This window comes from Actinomadura kijaniata NBRC 14229 (assembly GCF_001552175.1).
Lineage (GTDB): Bacteria > Actinomycetota > Actinomycetes > Streptosporangiales > Streptosporangiaceae > Spirillospora > Spirillospora kijaniata.
Window position 1 is genome coordinate 85,584 of sequence record NZ_BCQR01000009.1, and the last position, 20,427, is coordinate 106,010.

At 72.7% G+C, this 20,427-nt stretch carries 20 protein-coding genes and 1 pseudogene; 9 read left to right on the forward strand and 12 right to left on the reverse strand.

Going from position 1 to position 20,427, the window contains the following annotated elements; genetic code table 11:
* Positions 1-28: 28 nt before the first annotated feature.
* From AKI01S_RS03970 to AKI01S_RS03995, 6 genes are read right to left on the reverse strand one after another with little or no spacing between them, the layout of a single operon-like run.
* A complete protein-coding gene (locus tag AKI01S_RS03970; RefSeq protein ID WP_067812342.1) occupies positions 29-1,501 on the reverse strand; it encodes an NADH-quinone oxidoreductase subunit N in 1,473 nt (490 codons plus the stop codon).
* A gap of 4 nt (positions 1,502-1,505) precedes the next feature.
* Entirely contained in the window at positions 1,506-3,014 is a 1,509-nt protein-coding gene (locus AKI01S_RS03975) for a complex I subunit 4 family protein (protein ID WP_369688699.1), read from the reverse strand.
* A complete protein-coding gene (locus AKI01S_RS03980; protein WP_067812344.1) occupies positions 3,011-5,125 on the reverse strand; it encodes an NADH-quinone oxidoreductase subunit 5 family protein in 2,115 nt (704 codons plus the stop codon). The genes AKI01S_RS03975 and AKI01S_RS03980 overlap by 4 nt, the downstream gene beginning before the upstream one ends.
* The gene (gene nuoK, locus AKI01S_RS03985; RefSeq protein ID WP_067812345.1) at positions 5,122-5,502 is read right to left on the reverse strand and encodes an NADH-quinone oxidoreductase subunit NuoK; all 381 of its coding nucleotides are present in this window, start codon (positions 5,500-5,502) and stop codon (positions 5,122-5,124) included. The genes AKI01S_RS03980 and nuoK overlap by 4 nt, the downstream gene beginning before the upstream one ends.
* Positions 5,502-6,041 (reverse strand): NADH-quinone oxidoreductase subunit J family protein, encoded by a 540-nt coding sequence (locus tag AKI01S_RS03990; protein WP_067812347.1) that lies wholly within the window; start codon positions 6,039-6,041, stop codon positions 5,502-5,504. The genes nuoK and AKI01S_RS03990 overlap by 1 nt, the downstream gene beginning before the upstream one ends.
* Positions 6,038-6,574 (reverse strand): NuoI/complex I 23 kDa subunit family protein, encoded by a 537-nt coding sequence (locus AKI01S_RS03995; RefSeq protein WP_174567347.1) that lies wholly within the window; start codon positions 6,572-6,574, stop codon positions 6,038-6,040. The genes AKI01S_RS03990 and AKI01S_RS03995 overlap by 4 nt, the downstream gene beginning before the upstream one ends.
* 115 nt (positions 6,575-6,689) lie before the next feature.
* Here AKI01S_RS03995 and AKI01S_RS52470 point away from each other — a divergent pair, with 115 nt between their 5' ends.
* The 4 genes from AKI01S_RS52470 (at position 6,690) to AKI01S_RS04015 (ending at position 9,101) form a co-directional block, all read left to right on the forward strand.
* Complete coding sequence (locus AKI01S_RS52470; RefSeq protein ID WP_083998860.1) at positions 6,690-7,574, forward strand: helix-hairpin-helix domain-containing protein; 885 nt, start codon at positions 6,690-6,692, stop codon at positions 7,572-7,574.
* Positions 7,575-7,617: 43 nt separating this feature from the next.
* Positions 7,618-8,049, forward strand: coding sequence for a PPOX class F420-dependent oxidoreductase (locus tag AKI01S_RS04005; RefSeq protein WP_067812349.1), 432 nt, complete (start codon positions 7,618-7,620; stop codon positions 8,047-8,049).
* Positions 8,050-8,056: 7 nt separating this feature from the next.
* Positions 8,057-8,590, forward strand: a complete 534-nt coding sequence (locus AKI01S_RS04010; protein WP_067812351.1) for an NADPH-dependent FMN reductase — start codon at positions 8,057-8,059, stop codon at positions 8,588-8,590.
* Between the two features lie 229 nt (positions 8,591-8,819).
* Complete coding sequence (locus tag AKI01S_RS04015) at positions 8,820-9,101, forward strand: hypothetical protein (protein ID WP_157419646.1); 282 nt, start codon at positions 8,820-8,822, stop codon at positions 9,099-9,101.
* A gap of 268 nt (positions 9,102-9,369) precedes the next feature.
* Here the strand turns inward: AKI01S_RS04015 and AKI01S_RS50180 are convergent.
* The 5 genes and pseudogenes from AKI01S_RS50180 to AKI01S_RS04035 all read right to left on the reverse strand — a co-directional run.
* Positions 9,370-9,477 (reverse strand): annotated as a pseudogene (locus AKI01S_RS50180) (mycothiol-dependent nitroreductase Rv2466c family protein); the annotation flags it as partial.
* A 219-nt stretch (positions 9,478-9,696) separates the two neighbouring features.
* Complete coding sequence (locus AKI01S_RS04020) at positions 9,697-10,653, reverse strand: complex I subunit 1/NuoH family protein (protein ID WP_067812354.1); 957 nt, start codon at positions 10,651-10,653, stop codon at positions 9,697-9,699.
* The gene (locus AKI01S_RS04025; RefSeq protein WP_067812356.1) at positions 10,646-11,200 is read right to left on the reverse strand and encodes an NADH-quinone oxidoreductase subunit C; all 555 of its coding nucleotides are present in this window, start codon (positions 11,198-11,200) and stop codon (positions 10,646-10,648) included. The genes AKI01S_RS04020 and AKI01S_RS04025 overlap by 8 nt, the downstream gene beginning before the upstream one ends.
* The gene (locus AKI01S_RS54815) at positions 11,197-12,579 is read right to left on the reverse strand and encodes an NADH-quinone oxidoreductase subunit B (RefSeq protein WP_305790796.1); all 1,383 of its coding nucleotides are present in this window, start codon (positions 12,577-12,579) and stop codon (positions 11,197-11,199) included. Before AKI01S_RS54815 ends, AKI01S_RS04025 begins: the two co-directional genes overlap by 4 nt.
* A gap of 21 nt (positions 12,580-12,600) precedes the next feature.
* Positions 12,601-12,972 carry an NADH-quinone oxidoreductase subunit A gene (locus AKI01S_RS04035; RefSeq protein ID WP_083998863.1) on the reverse strand — a complete coding sequence of 124 codons (372 nt, stop codon included), beginning with the start codon at positions 12,970-12,972 and terminating at the stop codon, positions 12,601-12,603.
* A 415-nt stretch (positions 12,973-13,387) separates the two neighbouring features.
* Here AKI01S_RS04035 and AKI01S_RS04040 point away from each other — a divergent pair, with 415 nt between their 5' ends.
* The 5 genes from AKI01S_RS04040 (at position 13,388) to AKI01S_RS04055 (ending at position 19,541) form a co-directional block, all read left to right on the forward strand.
* Positions 13,388-14,497 carry a hypothetical protein gene (locus AKI01S_RS04040; protein ID WP_157419647.1) on the forward strand — a complete coding sequence of 370 codons (1,110 nt, stop codon included), beginning with the start codon at positions 13,388-13,390 and terminating at the stop codon, positions 14,495-14,497.
* Positions 14,498-14,639: 142 nt separating this feature from the next.
* Positions 14,640-15,995 carry a LolA-like protein gene (locus AKI01S_RS04045; protein WP_157419648.1) on the forward strand — a complete coding sequence of 452 codons (1,356 nt, stop codon included), beginning with the start codon at positions 14,640-14,642 and terminating at the stop codon, positions 15,993-15,995.
* 53 nt (positions 15,996-16,048) lie between these two features.
* The gene (locus AKI01S_RS54580; protein ID WP_369688700.1) at positions 16,049-16,159 is read left to right on the forward strand and encodes a putative leader peptide; all 111 of its coding nucleotides are present in this window, start codon (positions 16,049-16,051) and stop codon (positions 16,157-16,159) included.
* A 471-nt stretch (positions 16,160-16,630) separates the two neighbouring features.
* The gene (locus tag AKI01S_RS04050) at positions 16,631-18,472 is read left to right on the forward strand and encodes a 2-oxoacid:acceptor oxidoreductase subunit alpha (protein ID WP_067812363.1); all 1,842 of its coding nucleotides are present in this window, start codon (positions 16,631-16,633) and stop codon (positions 18,470-18,472) included.
* Positions 18,465-19,541 (forward strand): 2-oxoacid:ferredoxin oxidoreductase subunit beta, encoded by a 1,077-nt coding sequence (locus AKI01S_RS04055; protein ID WP_245681464.1) that lies wholly within the window; start codon positions 18,465-18,467, stop codon positions 19,539-19,541. The genes AKI01S_RS04050 and AKI01S_RS04055 overlap by 8 nt, the downstream gene beginning before the upstream one ends.
* A 673-nt stretch (positions 19,542-20,214) precedes the next feature.
* On the opposite strand, the gene AKI01S_RS51570 is transcribed toward AKI01S_RS04055, so the two are convergent.
* On the reverse strand, positions 20,215-20,427 hold a 213-nt coding region (locus AKI01S_RS51570; protein WP_169813897.1), incomplete at its 5' end, for a hypothetical protein.

Here is a 20,427-nt window from a genome sequence, read left to right on the forward strand (position 1 = left end):
CAGGTGAAATGTTCCCGGATGCGCCCTGTCAGCTCACCGTGGCGACGGTCTGCAGGACGATCTGCGGCGCGACCGACAGCACCACGGCCCCGGCGAACGCGGCGGCGATGGCGGCCCGCACCGGCGTTCCGGGGGCCACGTCGGCGGGCCGCCCGGCCGGGGCGGTGAACAGCCGGACCGCCCACAGCAGGTAGTAGTACAGGCCGATCACCGTGTTGACCGCCATGACGACGGCGAGCCAGGTGACGTCCCCGGCGACGGCCGCGCGGAACACCACGACCTTGGCGAACAGCCCCATCACGCCGGGCGGCAGGCCCGCCAGGCAGATCAGGAAGAACGCCATCGCGGCGGCCAGGCCGGGGCGGGTGCGGGCCAGGCCCCGGTAGTCGTCGAGGGCGTCGCGGGTGAGGCGTTCGCGGACGGCGACGATGACGGCGAACGCGCCGATGTTCATCACCGCGTACAGGGCGACGTAGGCGGTGGTGGCGGCGACGGCCTCGGGCAGGCGGCTACGGCCGACGGCCAGCGGCGCGAGCATGTAGCCGGACTGGGCGACCGACGACCAGGCCAGCAGGCGGATCGCGGTGGTCTGCCGGAGGGCCAGCAGGTTGCCGAGGGTCATGGTGACGGCGGCGAGCACGGCGACCACCGGCCCCCAGACGTGCCCGAACGCCGGGAAGCCCAGCGCCAGCACGATCGCCAGCCCCGCGAACCCGGCGGCCTTGGACACCACCGACAGGAACGCCGCGACCGGCAGCGGGGCCCCCTGGTACACGTCGGGGGCCCAGAAGTGGAACGGCACGGCGGCGACCTTGAACGCGAACCCGGCCAGCACCAGCACGATCCCCACGACCGCGACCGGTTCCAGCTCCGTGGGCAGCCGGTCCAGGGCGGGCGCGATCCGGTCCAGGTGCATCGCGCCGGTCGCGCCGTACACCAGGCTGATCCCGAACAGCATCACCGCCGCCGAGATCACCGAGACCAGGAACAGCTTCAGCGCCGCCTCGGAGGCGACCCCGTCGTAGCGGCGCAGCGCGACCAGCGCGAACACCGGCAGCGACAGCGTCTCCAGGGACACCGCCAGCAGCACCAGGTCGCGCGCCGCGACCAGGGTCAGCGCCCCGACGACGGCGGCCAGCAGCAGGAAGTGGTACTCCCCGGCCGGGATCCGCGACTCGACGACCTCCCGGACCGACAGCAGCACCACGATCACGGCCGCCGCGAGCACGACGCCCTGGAACAGCAGCGTGAAGTCGTCGGCGACGTAGGAGCAGGAGCGGGGTCCGTTCCCGCGCAGCCCGGTGGGCAGGCAGAACGTCGCCCGCCGCCCGCCGAACGCCAGCGCGGCCACCGCGAGCAGCGCGACGCCCAGGGCCCCGCCGCTGACCAGCGCCAGCGCCCGGCGGGGCGCGCCGAACGCGTCGGCCAGCAGCGCCCCGAGCGCCGCGACGGCCAGGATCAGCGGCGGCGCGATCGCCGCGTAGTCGATCCCCTGGATCATGGGGTCAGCCACCTCCCAGCAACGCGCGCACCGGTGCGGTGGTCACGTCCAGCAGCGTCTTCGGCCAGAGCCCGACCAGCAGGGTCAGCGCGACCAGCGGCAGCCACGCGGCGTACTCGTGGCGGGTGACCGCCGCGACCGGCCCGGCGGTGAGGCGTTCGTCGGGCACCGGCCCGTGCGTGATCCTGGAGAGCATCCGCAGGAAGTAGGCGGCGGTCAGCACCGCGCCGATCCCGCCGACGGCCATGAACGTCACGAACGTCGCGCGCGGCAGGTCCGCGTCCGGCCGGTAGGCCCCGAGCAGCGCGAGCATCTCGCCCCAGAACCCGGCCAGCCCCGGCAGCCCCAGGCTCGCCACCGACGCGAACGTCAGCACCGACGCCAGCCGGGGCGCGGAGGTCAGCAGTCCGCCGCCGAGCTCCCGCAGGTCGCCGGTGCCGTACCGGTCCTTGACCGATCCGGCGAGGAAGAACAGCAGGCCGGTGATCAGGCCGTGGGCGATGTTGCCGAACAGGGCGGCGTTCACCCCGACCGGCGTGAGCGTGGCGATGCCCAGCAGCACGAAGCCCATGTGCCCGACCGACGAGAACGCGATCATCCGTTTGAGGTCGGTCTGCGCCAGGCACGCCAGCGCCCCGTAGACGATCCCGACCACGGCGAGCAGCCCGAGCCAGGGGGCCCAGAACTCGGCCCCCTCGGGCGCGGACGGCAGCGCGATCCGGACGATCCCGTAGGTGCCCATCTTCAGCAGGACCCCGGCCAGCAGGACCGATCCGGCGGTGGGCGCGGCGGTGTGGGCGTCGGGCAGCCAGGTGTGCAGCGGCCACATCGGGGCCTTCACCCCGAAGCCCAGGGCCATGAGCAGGAACGCGACGATCTGCACGCCGCGGGTCAGGCCCTCGCCGTGCCGCTGCGCCAGGACGGTCATGTCGAGCGTTCCGGCCTTGACCCCGACCAGCAGCATCCCGGCCAGCAGCAGGCCGGAGCCGAGCAGCGTGTACAGGATGAACTTCAGGGCCGCCGCGCGCCGGTCACCGGTCCCCCAGATCGCGATCACCGCGTACATCGGGACCAGCACGACCTCGAAGAACACGAAGAACAGGACCAGGTCGAGCGCCACGAACGTGCCGAGCATGCCGACTTCGAGCACCAGCAGCAGCGCGGTGAACAGGCGGAGCCGTCCCCCGGCGGGCGGGTGCTTGGCGGTGTAGACCAGGCACAGGAACGTCAGCAGCGCCGTCAGCAGCACCAGCGGCAGCGAGATCCCGTCCACGCCGAGGTGGAAGCGGAGCCCGATCGACGGGGCCCACGGCCAGTCCACCCGCAGCTGCATGCGCTGCGGGGCGCCGAAGTCGAACGCGGTCAGCGCCGACAGCCCCACCAGCAGCGTCGCGCCGGACAGCCCGACGGCGAACCGGCCGAGCGCGGCGTCGTCGCCGAGGAACCGCTCGCGTGGCAGCGCCAGCGCCAGGGCCCCCGCCAGCGGGATCGCCATCATCAGCAGGAAGATCAAAGCGAGATCACCACCACGGCCGCGATGACGACGACACCGGCCAGCACGCCGGTGAGATAGGTCTGCGGGTTGCCGTTCTGCGGCAGGCGCAGCAGCCCGCCGAGACGGCGCGCGGCCCGCCCGGTGCCGAGGACGGCGGCGTCGATGCCCCGGTCGTCGGCGCGGACGACCAGCCGGGCCAGGGCGAGCACGGGACGGACGACGACGGCGTCGTAGAGCGTGTCCACGTGGAAGGCGTTCGCGAACACCGGCCGCAGCGGGCCGAGCCTCCCGGCGGGGTCGGCGGCGGGGTCGCGGTTCCACAGCAGGAACGCGCCGCCCGCGCCGAGCGCGGCCAGCAGCAGCGCCAGCAGGGCCGACCCGAGATGCGGCCGGAGCTCCTCGGCCCCCAGGCCGAAGAACCCGAGGATCGCCGACGGCACCGCCAGCGCCGCGACCGTCCACGCCATGATCTTGGGGGCCTCGCGCGGCTCGAACTCCCCGCGCGTCTCCCCGAAGAACGTCATCAGCCACAGCCGCGCGGCGTAGGCGGCGGTGAGCGCGACGGTGACCAGCAGCCCGAGGTAGATCAGCCAGGCGGTCCAGCCCGGGACGCCCGGCCAGAGCGGCCCGGGGCTCTCCGCCAGGCTCCTCGCGACCAGGTCGCGATGGGGTGTCCCGCTCACCGGCATGTGGGCGGACAGGTCGGGCAGGTGCGCCCGCGAAAGCGTCGCCGCCGGAGCCTCCGGAGCGCGGTGGCCGTCCAGCGCCGCGTGCTGGGCCGCCTCGATGATCGAGTCCTTGCTGAACCAGCCGCTCACCGGCGGGATCCCGACCAGCGCGGCCAGCCCGACCGTCATCGACAGGAAGGTCAGCGGCATCGCGCGCCGCAGCCCGCCGTAGTGCCGCAGCAGGTTGGACCCGGCGACCATGATCACCGATCCGGCGGCCAGGAACAGCAGCGCCTTGAACGCGCCGTGCGTCAGCAGGTGGAAGATCGCCGCCGACTTCGCGCCGACCGCCAGCCCGGCGGCCATCACCGCGAGCTGGCTGATCGTGGAGTAGGCCAGCACCCGTTTGATGTCGTCCTGGGCCAGGGCCGCCAACGCCGAGCCGACCATGGAGATCACCGCGAGGACGCCGAGCACGGTCAGCGCCGCCGAGCCGGTCAGGAACACCCCGTACAGCCGCGCGACCACGTAGATCCCCGCCGCGACCATCGTCGCCGCGTGGATCAGCGCGCTGATCGGCGTGGGACCGGCCATCGCGTCGGGGAGCCAGGTGTGCAGCGGGAACTGGGCGCTCTTGCCGGCCACGCCCGCCAGCAGCAGCAACGCCGCCACGGTCACGGTCGTGTCGGGCATCTGCGGCACCCGCTGGAGCACGTCGGAGATCCGGAACGACCCCGCCCCGATCCCCAGCAGGAAGATCCCGAACAGGAAGCCGACATCGCCCAGCCGCGTGACCAGGAACGCCTTCACCGCGGCCCGCGAGTTCTCGCGGTTCTCCCAGTGGTGGCCGATCAGGAAGTACGAGCAGACGCCCATGACCTCCCAGCCGACGTACAGCAGCAGCAGGTCGCCCGCGTACACCACCAGCAGCATCGCCGCCGTGAACAGCGAGATGAACGCCGCGTACGACGAGTATCGGGGGTCCTTGGCCATGTAGGCGACCGAGTAGACCTGCACGGCCAGCGCGACGCAGCACACCATCAGCGCGACGACGGCGGCCAGGCCGTCCACCTGGAGACCGATCCGGATCGGCACCGACCCGGTCCCGACCAGCGTCAGCGTGCCGGCGCGCTCGCCCGGCGACCGCCAGACGGTGAACGCCACGATCGCCGCCAGCACCGTCGCCGCCGCCATCGGCAGGCAGGCGGCCAGCGCGGGGCCGTTGCGCAGCGGGGTGCGTTCGGCGACGACGGCGGCGCGCCGCCAGACGCGCTCGCCGGTGCGGGGGCCGCCGCCGGGCACCTTCTCGAAGACGACGGCGCGCGGGTCCTCGGGCGGCTCGGGCCCGGCGGGCGTCGCGCCCCCGGCCCGCAGCGCCTCCGACAGCTTCGGCCCGAGCAGGAAGCCCGCGAACGCCGCCAGGAACGGCAGCAGGATCGTCAGCGAGGCGAGAACGATCACGATGAGGAGACCTCCGCCCCGTGCCGCGCGTCGGCGTCCGGCCGTTCCCCGGCGGCGTTCCCGTTGGTGCCGTCCTCGGCGAGGGTCCGCAGCCGGTCCACGTCGATCATCCGGCGGTTGCGGTAGACCAGCAGCACGATCGCCAGCCCGAGCCCGACCTCGGCCGCCGCGATCACGATGGTGAACAGCGTGAGGACCTGGCCGCCGTGCAGCCGGTCGCGCCAGTGGACGTCGAAGGCGACGAGGTTGAGGTTGACGGCGTTGAGCATGAGCTCGACGGACATCAGCACGAGGATCGCGTTGCGGCGGGCGAGGACCCCGTACACGCCGATCGAGAACAGCAGCGCCGACACCACCGCCGGATACGCCAGGTGCATCAGCGGTTCCCCTTCCCGTTCCCGGACGCCGGGTCCTGCGGGCCGATGTCGGAGCGCGACAGCACGATCGCGCCGACCAGCGCCGCCAGCAGCAGCACCGACAGCACCTCGAACGGCAGCACCCACGTCCGGAAGATGCTCGCGCCGAGCCCCTCGGCCGCGCCCTGGTCGCCCTTCAGCGGCGTGTAGGCGTCGCGGAAGCCCATGACCAGCACCGTCACCAGCACCCCGGCGGTCGCCAGCGCGACGCCGAGGGCGACCCAGCGGTTGCCGGAGTCCAGGTCCTCGCTCTCGCCGATCGGCGCGCGGGTCAGCATGATGCCGAACAGCAGCAGCACCACGACCGCGCCCACGTAGATCAGCACCTGGACCCACGCCACGAACTCGGCGGTCAGCACCAGGTAGCCGCCCGCCAGCGCGCCGAACGACACCACCAGCCACAGCGCCGCGTGCACGAGCTGCCGGGTCGTGACGACCATGATCCCCGAACCGACGGCGACGACGCCCAGCAGCGTGAAGACGACCTCCGGCCCGGTCACGCGCCCCCTCCGGGGCGGCGCGCCGCGCGGGCCGCGGACTTCTCCGCCGTCGCGATCTCCTTGGGCGGCTCGGCGAGCGGGTCGTGGGCCTGCGGCGGCGGGACCGTCCACATCCACTCGCGCAGCCGGTCCTTCTCATGGGTGAGCTCGGCGATGTCGTACTCGGCGTACTCGAACTCCGGCGACCAGAACAGCGCGTCGAACGGGCACACCTCGACGCAGATCCCGCAGTACATGCACAGCGCGAAGTCGATGGCGAAACGGTCGAGCACGTTCCGCGTGCGGGGCCGCCCGCCGCCCTCGGCGGGCAGGGTCTCCTTGTGCGAGTCGATGTAGATGCACCAGTCGGGGCACTCGCGCGCACACAGCATGCACACGGTGCAGTTCTCCTCGAACAGCGCGATCACGCCCCGGCTGCGCGGCGGCAGCTCCGGCCGCGCGTCGGGGTACTGGCGCGTGATCGAACGCCTGGTCATCGTCCGCAACGTGACGGCCAGCCCCTTGGCCAGCCCGCCTCCTGGTAGCCGTCCCACGGGTCACATGATTCCTTACCTTGCGTCGCTGGGGAACGCGGCGGGGGTCGCGTTCGTCAAACGGGGCATGGGTCAGGCGGCACGCCGGCACCGCCGACACCCCTCGGGAGGGCCCGTGAGCGACAACAGGTACGGCCCCTACAACCCGGACGGGGATCCCCCTCCGGGCGTGCCTCCGCACGCGTCATACCCCCATCCGCCACGGTCGCACCATCCCCATCAGCCGTTCCGGACCGGCTCGTACCCGTCCGGTTCCCGGTACCCGTATCCGCCGGGTCCGCGTCCGGTCCCGCCGGTCCCGCCCGCCTGGCGCGCCCCGTACCAGATGCCGCCCCCGCCGCCCCCGGCGTATCCGCTGTTCCCGCCGCCCGAGCCGGAGCCGCGCGGGTACCTGTGGGCGTTCACGCCGTTCTTCACGTTCGGGTTCGGGACGCCGTTCACGTTCCTGTACGCGGCGGCCCGGCGGCGTTCGGCCGGGTACGGCCTGACGGCGGCGAGCTACGGCGGCACGCTGCTGTCGGTGTTCACGCTGATGAACATGGGCGTCCCTGCCCTGGAGATGCTCGGCAGCTTCCTGCTGATGCTGCTGTGGATCGGCGGGACGGTGCACGCCTTCGCGGTGCGGCCCTCGGTGTTCCCGCCCACCACGCCGCCCAACCGGATGAACCAGCACGCCGTCCAGGTGGCGAAGTACCGCCGCGCGCTCCGCGAGGAGGCCCGCGCCCTGGTGGCGGAGGACCCGGCCCTGGCCCACGAGCTGCGCATCGGCCGTCCCGACCTCCCCCGCGCCTACGACGACGGGGGCCTGATCGACGTCAACAACGCCGCGCCCCAGGCGCTGGCGACGCTGCCGGGCATGACCGACGAGCTGGTGGCCCGTGTCGTGAAACGCCGCCGGGAGCAGGGCGGTTTCGTGTCGGCGGAGGAGCTGGCGCTGGACGTCGACTACCCGGCCGACGCCCTGCCGAAGCTGGCCGAGTACGCGATCTTCCTGCCCTGACACCCCCGGAATGATCGACCTCCGGCCGCGGTTCGACCCTGGTATGAGCGACGAACCGTTCGACCCCCGCGCGCTGCTCGCCGACAGCCGCCTCGGCGTCCTGGCCACGATCAAGTCCGACGGCCGCCCGCAGCTGTCCCCCGTCATGCCCTACTACGACCCGGAGAACGACGTCATCCACGTGTCGATGACCGAGGGGCGGGCCAAGACGGTGAACCTGCGCCGCGACCCGCGCGCCACGCTGGAGGTCACCGGTCCCGACGGCCGTTCGTGGGCCACCGCCGAGGGCGTCGCGACGCTCACCGGCCCGGGGACCGACCCCCACGGCCCCGAGGTCGAGGCTCTGGTGCGCTACTACCGCCTGGCCGCCGGGGAGCACCCGGACTGGGACGAGTACCGCTCGGTGATGGTGTCCGACCGCCGGGTGCTCATGACGATGACCGTCGACCACGTCTACGGCGAGAGCATCGGCTGACCCCGGCATGGAACTCGCGCTGATCAGCGGCAGCACGCGGGCCGGTTCGGTCAACACCGCGGTGGTGCGGACGCTGGCCGAGGTCCTCGGTGACGCGGCCCGCCCGTACCTGGGGCTGGCGGGGCTCCCGCACTTCAACCCGGACCACGACGTCGAGCCGCCGCCCCCGGAGGTCGCCCGGATGCGCGCTCTCATCGCCGGGGCCGACGCGGTCCTGTTCTGCACCCCCGAGTACGCCGGGGACCTGCCCGGCTCGTTCAAGAACCTCCTGGACTGGACCGTCGGCGGCATCGAGATCGTGGACAAGCCCGTCGGCTGGATCAACGCCTCCTCCGCGCCGACCGGTGCCGAGGGGGCGCACCGGGCCCTGGCCACGGTGCTGCGGTACACCGGGGCCCGGATCGTCGACGCCGCGTGCGTGCACGTGCCCGTCCCCCGGACGGCCGTGGACGCGGCGACGGGAACGATCACCGACCCGCTCGTCCGCGAGGGCGTCACCGCGGCCGCCCGCACCCTCGCGGAGGAGGCGCAGCGGGTCTAGGTCGTGGCGTCGGAGCGGGCGCGGTGGCTCCGGGCGGTGGTGACACGCCCCCGCGCCCGTGACGTGTCTTGACTTATGCGTCCTTTCCCTGAAGACGCGCAGGTCGCAGGCGTCGAAATCCGAACGTCAACAACCGCTCGACCACGGCACGGCGCGGGCCCACTTGTGCCACAGTTGAACCTTGCGTGCTCACTCGTGTGCTGTCAGCAACCGAAAGCCGGTCGGTTCCATGAACGCTCCCGCCTCCCACCAGAGCCCGCCCCACCCCCCAGCCCACCATCCGGACCCGGATCTGGCCGCGGCCGTGGCGGTCGCCGCCGACGCCGCCCAGCAGTGCCAGCAGACCCTGCAGGCCAACACCCGGGTCGTCGCCGACGCTCACCGCGCCGTCCAGCGGGCGCGCGCCCAGCTGCACGCCTCCGAACATGCCACCGCGCGGGCCGCCGCGCATGTCACCGATCTCATCGACCGGCTGCACCAGCTCGCCGCCCAGTACCGTTCCGGGGGTTGAGGCGTGACGTGCGCGGTTCGCGTCGCGTGATCCGCGGGAACGCCTGTCGCGACCGCTGATCCCAGGGTCGTCGGGGTCGCGCCTGAGCGTGAAGAAGGTCCGAACCCACCATCGCCACAGCCGCGCCGCCTTGGGGGCGGATGGTGGATCGGGACGGGACCGGCCCGTCAGCTCAGGTCGGGGCCGTCGGGGCGGGCGCGCCTGATCTCGTAGAAGCCGGGGGTGGCGGCCAGCAGGACCGCGGCGTCCCACAGCCGACCGGCTTCCTCTTCACCTGGACATCGCGGATCCGTTCGACCTCGGTCAGCCAGCGGGAGGTCAGCCAGGTCCACGGGCAGATGGGGTCGAACCAGAAGTCCACGGTGGTCGAAGCCATCACCTATCTCCTTGATCACGAAAGGGGTGTGGGGGTGTCGTTCCCGTTCGCGACCAGGCGCTACCCAGCCAGGCGGTCGTGGCGGCGGCCGCCAGCAGGACGAGGTCGAGCCAGATCACGCCCGCCTCGCCGCGCGACAGGCGGACCACGGTGCCGCCGACCTGGATCACGACCGGTCCGGCCGCGCCGAGCACCTCCAGGAGCCGGACGAGCCGCTGGTCAGGCGAGGGCCACGCGGAGGACGCCGGTCAGGGCGAGCTGGGCCAGGGACAGCGGGACCAGCCACGCCCAGGCCAGCTTCTGGAGCTGGTCCTCGCGCAGGCGGGGGTAGCTGACGCGCAGCCAGATCACCACGAACGACAGGGCGAAGACCTTCAGCAGCGTCCACAGCCAGCCCAGCTCCGCGTCCAGGAACGGGCCCTTCCAGCCGCCCAGGAACAGCACCGTCGTCAGGGCGCACAGCACCACGATGCCCGCGTACTCGGCCAGGATGAACAGGGCGAAGCGCAGGCCGCCGTACTCGGTGTACGGGCCGAAGATGATCTCGGAGTCGGCGATCGGCATGTCGAACGGCGGGCGGCGCAGCTCGGCCAGGCCCGCGACGAAGAACACCACCGCGCCGACCGCCTGCCACGGCAGCCACCACCAGCGCCACTCCTCGACGATGCCGCTGAGCGACAGGGTGCCCGCGGCCATCGCGACCGAGGACGCCGCGAACACCATCGGCAGCTCGTAGGACATCAGCTGGGCCGCCACGCGCATGCCGCCGAGCAGGGAGTACTTGTTCGCGCTCGCCCAGCCCGCCATGATCGCGCCGATCACGCCGACGCCCATCACGGCCAGCGCGAAGAACACGCCGATGCCGAGGTCCAGCGCCACCTGGCCGTCCGGGCCGACCGGGATCACCAGCAGGACCAGCAGGTACGGGACCAGCGCGACGGCCGGGGCCAGCTTGAACACGCGGCGGTCGGCCGCGCGCGGGATCACGTCCTCCTTCTGCGCGAACTTCACGCCGTCGGCGATCAGCTGCGCCCAGCCGTGGAAGCCGCCGGCGTACATCGGGCCGAGCCGGCCCTGCATGTGCGCCATCGCCTTGTGCTCGACCTGCCCGACGATCAGCGGCAGGACGGCGAACGCCGCCGCGACCGCGACCAGCTTCAGGATGATCTCAAGCACCGGACCCCCAGTCCTCGGGCACGCCCGGCGGGCGGACGCGGCGGCGGCTGGGCGCGCCGTGGCCCGACTCGCCCGGTTCCTTCGCGCCCGGCCACGGCTTGGCGACGCGCGAGGCCAGCACGAAGTCCTTGCGCAGGGGGTGCCCCTCGAAGCCGTCCGGCAGCAGGAGGGGGACCGGGTTCGGGTGCCCGTCGAAGACCACGCCGAACATCTCGGTCGTCTCACGCTCGTGCCAGTTCGCGCCCCGGTACACGCCGGTCGCGGTCGGCAGGCGCGGGTCCTCGCGCGGCACCCGCGTGCGGACCAGCAGGTGCAGCCCCGTCTCCAGCGAGTACACGTGCGCGACGACCGCGAAGCCGTCCTCCAGCTCGTCCACGCCGGTCAGCCAGTCGAAGAACCCGCAGCCCTGCTCGTCGCGCGCGAACGTGAGCGCCGGGATCCACGCCGTCGCCGGCACCGTCACCGCCAGCCCGCCGAACGTCTCCTCGACGGCCGCCACGTCGCCGAACCGTTCCGTCCAGGCCGCCGCGCTCTCCTGCGCGCTCACCGGGGGGCCCGTCCGATCTGGTCGTCGTCCTCACCGTCGTCGAAGCCCGGGACGATCGAGTTGTCGACCGGCCGCAGCGGCTCGGTCGAGTCGGTCGGCCCGGCCTCGACCGGCGGTTCGGGTTCGGGCGGGGGTTCGGTGACCGGCGTCAACGGGGCCGTCTCGTCACTCGGACCCGCGACCCCGGGCGCCACCTCGGGCTTCGGCTCAGGTGGTGGGAGCGGCGTCGTCCGGCCCGCCGGACCCGCCTCGGGCTCCCGCGCCTCGGGCGGCAGGGCCTCGTCCGGAACGACCGGCACTTCCAGCGTCTCCGACTCGGGTGCCGCCTCAGACGGCAGCGGAGCCGTCTGATCCGCCGGGCCTGACTCGGGACCCCGCGCCTCCGGTGGTAGGGCCTCATCCGGAATGACCGGCACTTCCAGCGTCTCCGACTCGGGTGCCGCCTCAGACGGCAGCGAGGCCATCTGGCCCGCCGGACCCGGCTTGGGCTCCCGCGCCTCCGGCGGTAGGACCTCGTCCGGAATGACCGGCACTTCCAATGTCTCCGACTCGGGTGCCGCCTCAGGTGGCAGTGGGGCCGTCTGGCCCGCCGGACCCGGCTTGGGCTCCCGTGCCTCCGGCGGCAGAGCCTCATCCGGAACGACCGGGACCTCCAGCGTCTCCGACTCCGGCGCCGCCTCAGACGGCAGCGGAGCCGTCTGATCCGCCGGGCCTGACTCGGGACCCCGCGCCTCCGGTGGTAGGGCCTCGTCGGGGACGACCGGGACTTCCAGGGTCGGTGTCTCGTCCTGGGTCGGCGGGGGCAGGAGGGGGCGGCGCAGCACCGTGGCCGAAAGCGGTCGCCGGGGCGGGGCGGGCGCCACGGGCTCGCCGGCCCGCGCGTACCGGTCGCCCAGCGACTCCCCTGCGATCTTCTCCTGGAGCTTCATGATCCCGTGCAGCAGCGCCTCGGGGCGCGGCGGGCAGCCGGGGACGTACACGTCGACCGGGATGATCTGGTCGACGCCCTTGGTGACGCAGTAGGAGTCCCAGTACGGGCCGCCGCAGTTGGAGCAGGCCCCGAACGAGATCACGTACTTGGGCTCGGGCATCTGCTCGTACAGGCGGCGCACGGCCGGGGCCATCTTGTCGCTGACGGTGCCCGACACCACCATCAGGTCGGCCTGCCGGGGGCCGGGGGCCAGCGGGATCACACCGAGGCGGATGAAGTCGTGCCGCCCCATGGAGGTCGCGATGAACTCGATCGCGCAGCAGGCCAGCCCGAAGTTGAACACCCACAGGGAGTACCGGCGGCCCCAGTTGAGCACGAACTTGACCGGCTTGGGCGCCAGCCGCGACAGCGGGCCGACGCTCGGCGGGGGCAGATCGACAGTGCTCACCCGAGCATTCTTACAGGCCCGTCACACCCAGGACAGCACGCCCTTCTTCCCGGCGTACAGCAGGCCCGTGGCCAGGAAGCCCAGGAAGACGAACATCTCCACCAGCGTCGTCATGCCGTAGCCGGGCGCGGCGAAGACCGTCGCCCACGGGAACAGGAACACCGCGTCCACCGCGAAGATCACATACAGGTAGGCGAACACGTAGTAGCGGACGTAGGACTGCGCCCAGTGCGCGCCGACCGGATCGACGCCGCACTCGTAGGTGGTGAGCTTCTCGCGTGTCGGACGGTGCGGGCGCAGCAGCCGGTTGGCGGCCAGGCCGCCGCCGACGATGCCGCCGCCCACCAGGAGCAACGCCAGCACCACCAGGTACTTGTCGAAGTAGTCCTGCACCCGAACCTCCCTGGCGCGCGGAGCCGCCCGCACGCCTCCCGTCAAGTATCCCCCGGAACGCCGCCCTCCCCGGTTACGTCAGATCAGGGATCACACTGTCGTTCCTTTAATGCACACTGGATAGGGCATTTGAGGTCGTTTTGACCTGGAAGGACGTGACCGGATGAGCAACACCCCGCCGCCCCCGGGCTGGGAGCCCCCAGCAGGCCCCTCGTGGCCGCCGCCCCCGCCGCCGGGCGGTGGCGGTCCCGGTACGCCTCCCCCTCCCGGGGGTTATGGCCCTCCGCCTCCCGGTGGGCCCGGTACGCCTCCCCCTCCCGGGGGTTATGGCCCGCCGCCTCCCGGTGGGCCCGGTTTCGGCGGCCCCGGCGCGCCCCCGCCGCCGCCCGGAGGCCCCGGTTTCGGCGCTCCCGGCATGGGCCAGCCGCCGTTCCCGCCGCCCCCCGGCGCGCCGCTGGGGATGCCGCCCAAGCGGTCGAACGGCGCGCTGATCGCCGCGCTGGTCGGCGGCGGCCTGGTCGTGATCATCCTGATCGCGATCGTGGTGGTGGCGCTGGCTGGCGGCGGCAAGACCCCCGAGCAGCTGCTGACCGCGGCGGCGGCCAAGATCGACGCGGCCCGGGTCGTGTCGTACAAGGGGTCGGTCAGCGGCGGCGGCGACACCCTGAACGGCGAGCTGTCGGTGACCAAGGGCGCCCGCGCCTCCGGCCAGGTGTCGTGGAACGGCGACGACGTCACGCTGCTGTCGGCCGACGGCAAGCTGTACGTCAAGGCCGACGGCACCTACTGGAAGCGGCAGACGCTGTCGCTGAACGAGCCCTACTTCCTGGGCAGCGGCCCGCAGTGGGGCAAGCTCGGCACCAGCAAGCTCACGCTGGACTTCAAGGACCTGACCCCGGCCACCCTGGCGTCCAAGCTGCGGCAGGCGGCGCGGTACAAGCCCAAGGCGACCGAGACGACCGTGTCGGGCCGCAAGGCCAAGCGGATCTCCGGGGTGCTCGGCGGGACGTTCTACCTCAGCGACTCCGACGACCCCGAACTGCTGCGCTACGAGAGCACGCTGCCGCGCGTGTCGGCCGACATCACCGCCCGGAGCGGCGGCGACGCGTCCTCGGAGATCAGCGAGATGCGGACCCGGGCGGGCGAGCTGAAGGACTCCTTCGACGCGTCGGTGCGGCCCATGGTCGCGGAGTACGCCAAGGGCCTGTGCCAGACCAACAGCTCCAGCTGCCGGGTGCGCGGCAAGGTGCGGATGCTGTCCTCCTCGGCGGAGTCGGTGAAGGTGGAGGTCCGGTTCCGGCTGACCGCCGGATCGTCGACCGGCCGTGACCTGGGCAACTGCACCACCGACGTCACGCTGCGCGGTTCGGAGGGCGTGTGGGCGGAGTGCCGGGTGTCCGGCGGCGCCTGGTCGAGCTGGTCGCGCAGCGGCAGCCGCAGCTACTACCAGAACGCCGACTTCAAGGTCAGCGGCGCGTCCGACACGGAGATCCAGTCCCTGCAGAACGGCCTGAGCCAGGAGTGATCTCCGGGACGTGATCCCGGCTACGGGTGCCGGACGAGAGCGCGTTGTGGCAACACCATCGCCTCCCGTCCGGCACTCTTTTGTGTCCGGGACCGTTTCCCGAAGCGGTGTCCCGGATCCCGTAGAGCACTGTGAGGGTTCAGTGAGCGTTGAACAGGACGGTCCGCCCGTCGGTCCTCCTCCCGCGCGGGGGGCGGGCGTTCCGCACGGCGACGTTCCGGTGGCCGGGCGGCTGGCGTCCGGCGGCCCGTCGGTCGCGCCGGGGCCGGGCGTGCCGCCGGGAATGCCGGGGCCGGGTGTGCCGGGACCGGGAACGGCGGGGCCGGGCGGACCGGGCAAGCCGCCCGGCAAGCGGCCGCTGCCCAAGATCGCTATCGCCGCCGGGGCCGTGGTCGTGCTGGCCGGCGCGGTCACCGGGGCCGTGGTGCTGACCGGCGGCGAGGAGAAGCGCAGGCCGAAGGCCGTCGCGCCGTCGGGATGGGCGGTGGCGGCGGGCAAGCGGCTGCTGGCCGATCCCGGACTGGCCTATTCCGGCACCGTCACCGCCAACGGCAGGTCCCTGGGGCTGCGGCTGCGGGTGTCGCGGGAGGGCGTCGCCAGCGGATCGCTCACGGCCGGTCCGGCGACGGCGCTGCTGGTCACCGCGGGCGGGGCCACGTACGTGAAGGCCGACCAGGCGTTCTGGCGCGACCAGGGCGGCGAGCCCACCCGGGCCGGGGACTACGCGGGCCGCTGGACCAAGGCCCCGGCCGCGCTGTTCGGCGTGGACGTGCGGGACCTGCTGAGCCCCAAGGCCATCGCGAGGCTGCTGGCCAGGGCCCCGGCCGGGCCCGCCGCCGAGAACGTCGGCGGCACCCCCGCCTACCGCGTGAAGACCCCGCGCGCCGACTACCTGTTCGCCACGGCCGCGCCGCACCGGCTGCTGCGGGTGCAGACCGCCGGACCCGGCGACCCCCGGTTCGACGTGACGGAACTCACCGACGCCGGGCCTCTCCTGGCCGAGGCGCGCCCGAGGGTGCGGGCGCTCGGCGGGGCCGTGGACCCGGCGCTGCGCTTCGCCCCCGGCAAGCCGACCTTCGTGAACTGCAACGAGAACGTCAACGGCTGCACCGTCAGCGTCCCCGCCACCCTCACCGCCCCCACCGGCCGGGTGCCGTCCGGCGCGCGGGCGGGGCTGTGGGTGACGATCACGGCGGACGGGCGGGCGCTGGGTCGCTGCCGGACGTCGGGCGAGGTGCCCGAGGGCCGGTCGGTGACGCTGCGCTGCACGGTCGTCGGCCAGGGCTGGCGCACCTGGATGCAGCGGGCGATGGACGAGCCCGGCAGGCACGCCTACCAGGCCAGCGCCCGCGTGCTGGGCGAGGCGGTCGCGCCCGGCGAGGTCGCCAGGCTGGTCACGGCGGTCGACAGGGAACGGGCCGCGGCGGACGGCGGGACCGCGCGTCCCACCCCGAGCGCGTCAGTACCCACTTCCGTGCCCACGTCAGGGCGACCGTGAGTGCCGGGGGGCGGTGCGCCGCGACGGGTTTCGGCCTCGCTATCGTTCGTCGCGTGAACACCGTCCCCCCGGGAGGCTCCGGCTTCTCGCGCGTCCACCCGCGGCTCGTGCGCCGGCTGCACGTCGACCTGTGCCGCCTCGCGAGCTGCCTGTGTCCGCAGTGACCCCGCGCCCGCGGTGACTCCGTGCCCGCAGTGATCCCGTGCCCCGTGACGAGCCGTGCCCATCACGGCGCGGGACCGGCATGAACGGCGGGGGCCGCACAGGTCGTACCACCCGATAGGACCCGCCCGAATTCCGGCGAGACGCATGAACTCGTTTTTGAGGTGATACCTCTGGAAGTACGGGGTTACGACTCGCTGGAAGCGGGACGTCGACATGACGGGCGGAACGACCGGCCACGGCGGCGCCTTACCGCCGCGCCACGACACCAGCCACGGCGACGCGCACCGGACGCGGTGCCCGCGAGCCGCCGCCCCGCCTCGCCCTCTCACCCCCGGGGACCCTCGGAGTTCCCGTTCCCCGATAAGAGCATTCGTTCCCGGACGTAACCTAATGAAGGTAAGCCTAAGTAGCGCCACGATCCTGGGTGCCTCCCCCAGGACGGACGCTGCGCGTCGAGGAGGTCATCCTCTGTGACCAAACAGGTCCAGCAACTCGACCGCGTCATCATCCGCTTCGCCGGTGACTCCGGTGACGGCATGCAGCTGACCGGTGACCGCTTCACCCAGGAGACGGCGGCATTCGGCAACGACCTGTCGACCTTGCCGAACTTCCCCGCCGAGATCCGCGCCCCGGCAGGGACCCTCCCCGGCGTCTCCAGCTTCCAGCTCCACTTCGCCGACCACGACATCCTGACCCCCGGTGACGCGCCCAACGTCCTGGTGGCCATGAACCCGGCGGCGCTGAAGGCCAACCTCGGCGACCTGCCGCGCGGCGCCGACCTGATCGTCAACACCGACGAGTTCACCAAGCGCAACCTGGCCAAGGTCGGGTACGCGTCCAACCCCGTCGAGGACGAGTCGCTCAGCGAGTATCGGGTGCACGCGCTGCCGCTCACCTCGATGACCGTGAAGGCCCTTGAGGACTTCGACATCTCCAAGAAGGACGCCGAGCGCGCGAAGAACATGTTCGCGCTGGGCCTGCTGTCGTGGCTGTACCACCGGCCGACCGAGGGCACGCTCGCGTTCCTGGAGAAGAAGTTCGCGAAGAAGCCCGAGATCATGAAGGCCAACATCGCCGCGTTCCAGGCGGGCTGGTCGTTCGGTGAGACGACCGAGGCGTTCTCGGTCCAGTACGAGATCAAGCCCGCCGACCACGAGCCGGGCCTGTACCGCAACATCACCGGCAACACCGCGCTGGCCTACGGCCTGGTCGCGGCCGGCCAGCTCAGCGGCCTGCCGATCTACCTGGGCTCCTACCCGATCACCCCGGCCTCCGACATCCTGCACGAGCTGTCCAGGCACAAGCGGTTCGGCGTGCGGACGTTCCAGGCCGAGGACGAGATCGCGGCGGTCGGCGCGGCGCTCGGCGCCTCGTTCGGCGGCTCGCTCGGCGTGACCACCACCTCCGGGCCGGGGCTGGCGCTCAAGAGCGAGACCATCGGCCTGGCGGTGGCGACCGAGCTGCCGCTGGTCGTGGTGGACGTGCAGCGCGCCGGTCCCTCGACCGGCATGCCCACCAAGACCGAGCAGGCCGACCTGCTCCAGGCCATGCACGGCCGCAACGGCGAGGCCCCCGTCCCGGTGATCGCGCCGCGGTCCCCGGCGGACTGCTTCGACGCGGCGCTGGAGGCGGGCCGGATCGCGGTCAAGTACCGCACCCCGGTCATCCTGCTGTCGGACGGCTACCTGGCCAACGGCTCGGAGCCGTGGAAGATCCCGGACGTGGCCGCGCTGCCGCGCATCGAGCCGGACTTCGCACCCGCCGACCAGGAGGACTTCCAGCCGTTCCAGCGCGACCCGGAGACCCTGGCGCGGCCGTGGGCGATCCCGGGCACGCCCGGCCTGGAGCACCGGATCGGCGGTCTGGAGAAGGCCGACGGCTCGGGCAACATCTCCTACGACCCGGCCAACCACGACCGGATGGTCCGGCTCCGCCAGGCCAAGGTCGACGGCATCGCCAGGGACATCGAGCCGCTCGCCGTGGACGACCCGTCCGGCGAGGCGAGGGTGCTGGTCCTGGGATGGGGCGGCACCTACGGCGCGATCTCGGCGGCGGTGCGGCGCGTGCGCCGGTCCGGCCAGCGCGTCGCGCAGGCCCACCTGCGCCACCTCAACCCGTTCCCGGCCAACATCGAGCAGGTGCTGCGCTCCTACGACAGGGTCGTGGTGCCGGAGATCAACCTGGGCCAGCTCGCGCTGCTGCTGCGCGGCCGGTTCCTGGTCGATGTGATCGGCTACAACCGGGTCCGCGGCCTGCCGTTCAAGGCGGAGGAGCTGGCGGGCGTCATCCAGGATGTGATCGACAGTGAGTGAGAACGGCGTGAACGGCGTGAACGGCCACGGCCACCGGGCGCTCTCGCTGGTGCCGAAGACCGACGCCAAGCAGACGCTGAAGGACTTCAAGACCGACCAGGAGGTCCGCTGGTGCCCCGGCTGCGGTGACTACGCGATCCTCGCGGCCGTGCAGTCGTTCCTGCCGGAGCTGGGGCTGCGCCGGGAGAACATCACGTTCGTGTCCGGCATCGGCTGCTCGTCGCGGTTCCCGTACTACATGAACACCTACGGGTTCCACTCGATCCACGGCCGCGCCCCCGCGATCGCGACCGGCCTGGCCACGTCCCGGCCGGACCTGTCGGTGTGGGTGGTGACCGGGGACGGCGACGCGCTGTCGATCGGCGGCAACCACCTGATCCACGCGCTGCGCCGCAACGTCAACCTGAAGATCCTGCTGTTCAACAACCGGATCTACGGGCTGACCAAGGGCCAGTACTCGCCCACCTCCGAGGTCGGCAAGATCACCAAGTCGACGCCGATGGGCTCGCTGGACGCGCCGTTCAACCCGATCTCGCTGGCGATCGGCGCGGAGGGCACGTTCGTGGCGCGCACCATCGACTCCGACCGCAAGCACCTGCAGTCGGTGCTGCGCGCGGCCGCCCAGCACGAGGGCACCGCGCTGGTGGAGATCTACCAGAACTGCAACATCTTCAACGACGGGGCGTTCGACCCGCTGAAGGACGCCGCGGTCCGCGACGACGTCACCATCCGCCTGGAGGACGGCCAGCCGATCGTGTTCGGCGCGAACGGCGAGAAGGCGCTGCGCCGGACCAACACCGGCGCGTTCGAGGTCGTCAACGTCACCGACGTGGACCCGTCGGAGATCGCGGTGCACGACGCGGGCAACCCGGACCCGTCGCAGGCGTTCGCGCTGTCGCGGCTGGACCAGCCCGCGTTCACGCACACCCCGATCGGCGTCTTCCGTAACGTGGACCGCCCCTCCTACGACGAGGAGATGCGGGCGCAGATGGACGACGCCGTGGCCAAGCAGGGCGCGGGCGATCTGGCGGCGCTGCTGAGCAGCGGCGACACCTGGCGGATCGACTGACCTGTCGGCTCGACCCTCGGGGGCCCGGTTTCCGATCAACGGAACCGGGCCCTCGCGCGTCTTCCCCTTCGGAGCCGGACGGTGTCCGGCTTCGGCCGGTCGCACGGTGCGTGGGACCGCCCGTTGCTGGAACACTTGTAGATCATGCCGCCGGGGAGGTGACGATGCGGGTCGTGCCGCGCCGTAGCAAGGATCGTCAGGAGCGGGAGGCCGCCGCGCCGCGGACCGTTCCCGAGCCCGCGCCCGCGTCGGAACCCGCGCCGGAGGCGAAGGCCGTGCCGGAGACGAGGTCCGCGCCGGAGAAACCGGGACGCCGGGAACGCCGGAGGGCACGGAAGGCGACGAGCCCCCCACCCGCCGAGGCCGCCGCGCCCGAGAAGGCCACGAAGGACCCGGAACGCCGGGAAGAACGCGAGACGCCGGAGGCCGCGAGCCCTCAGCCCGCCGCGGGGCCGGAGACACCGCCCGCGTCCGAGGAGACCGCAAGGAACCCCGAACGCCAGACACCGGAGGCCGCGGGCCCCCAGCCCACCGCAGGGCCGAAGACACCCGCGTCTGAGGAGACCGCAAGGAACCCGGAACGCCAGACGCCGGAGGCAGCGGATCCCCAGCCCACCGCAGGACCGAAGACACCCGCGCCCGGGGGGATCGCGAAGAGCCCGGGACGCGAAGCTCAGCAGACGGTGACTCCCCAGCCCACCGCGGGGTCGGGGACACCCGCCTCCCGGGAAGGCGCGAAGGACCCGGAACGCGGGACGCCGGAGGCGAAGGCCGCGCCGACGAAGGTCGGCAAGAAGCCGGGGCGGCGGGAGCGGCGGAAGGCGCGGAAGGCGGCGCGTTCGGCGTCCGGCGGGGCGTCCGCCGCGGAGGCCGCGCCGCCGATGGA

What these genes read in the sequence shown, in the direction of transcription:
- AKI01S_RS03970 (WP_067812342.1), bottom strand. Translation starts at nt 1,501, where the DNA reads ATGATCCAGGGGATCGACTACGCGGCGATCGCGCCGCCGCTGATCCTG.
- nuoK (WP_067812345.1), bottom strand. Translation starts at nt 5,502, where the DNA reads ATGCACCTGGCGTATCCGGCGGTGGTGTCGGCGCTGCTGTTCTCGATC.
- AKI01S_RS04005 (WP_067812349.1), top strand. Translation starts at nt 7,618, where the DNA reads ATGAGCGACGAACCGTTCGACCCCCGCGCGCTGCTCGCCGACAGCCGC.
- AKI01S_RS04010 (WP_067812351.1), top strand. Translation starts at nt 8,057, where the DNA reads ATGGAACTCGCGCTGATCAGCGGCAGCACGCGGGCCGGTTCGGTCAAC.
- AKI01S_RS04015 (WP_157419646.1), top strand. Translation starts at nt 8,820, where the DNA reads ATGAACGCTCCCGCCTCCCACCAGAGCCCGCCCCACCCCCCAGCCCAC.
- AKI01S_RS04040 (WP_157419647.1), top strand. Translation starts at nt 13,388, where the DNA reads ATGGGCCAGCCGCCGTTCCCGCCGCCCCCCGGCGCGCCGCTGGGGATG.